Genomic DNA, 946 nt, shown 5'->3' on the forward strand with positions numbered 1-946 from the left:
TTTCCGTGTAGCCGGAAGTGAACAAGACTTCCAGCGACGGCAGCATCTCGCGCGCACGACGCGCCATATCGACGCTGCGTAACGGTCCGGGCATTACCACGTCGCTGAATAGCAGGTCGACGTGAACAATCGCATTTTCCGTGTAGCCGGAAGTGAACAAGACTTCCAGCGACGGCAGCATCTCGCGCGCACGACGCGCCATATCGACGCTGCGTAACGGTCCGGGCATTACCACGTCGCTGAATAGCAGGTCGACGTGAACGCCGCTTTCGAGCACGTTCAGCGCGCTTTGGGCATCGGCGGATTTCAGGACGTTGTAGCCGAGTTCGGTCAAGGTGTCGACAACCGTTGCGCGCACGTTCGGATCGTCTTCCACGACCAGGATCGTTTCCGTGCCGCCCGTCACCGGTTCGTGCAAGGTCTCCACGCGGTGCGCTTCTTCTTCCATTGATCGAGGGAGGTAAAGCTTGACCGTCGTGCCCTCGCCCGGTTCGCTGTAAAGCTTGATGTGGCCGCCGGTCTGTTTCATGAAACCGTACGCCATGCTCAAACCCAGCCCCGTGCCGCGGCCTTCCGGCTTGGTCGTGTAGAAGGGCTCGAAGGCCCGCGCAATAACCTCGGGCGCCATGCCGGTACCCGTGTCGGATACAGCGATCATCACGTACTGGCCGCTGCGTACATCGTCGTAATGGCGCGTGTACTCGTCGTCGAGCATCGCGTTGCCGGCTTCTATGGTGAGGCGCCCGGCGCCGTCCATGGCATCGCGTGCGTTAATGGCCAGGTTGACGATCACGTTCTGCAGATGATTCGGATCGGCGAGCGTATTCCACAGGCCGCCCGACACCACCGTCTCCAGTTCGATGGTCTCGCCCAGCACGCGGCGCAACATGTCGTCCGAGCTGCGCAACAACCGCGCGACGTCCAGCGCCACCGGTTCGAGCGGCTA

1 pseudogene is annotated in these 946 nt (G+C 61.7%); it reads right to left on the minus strand.

What is annotated here, in order from left to right:
* Positions 1-946 (minus strand): annotated as a pseudogene (locus ACRXB1_RS36800) (ATP-binding protein); the annotation flags it as partial.

The organism is Caballeronia sp. M23-90 (assembly GCF_053574605.1).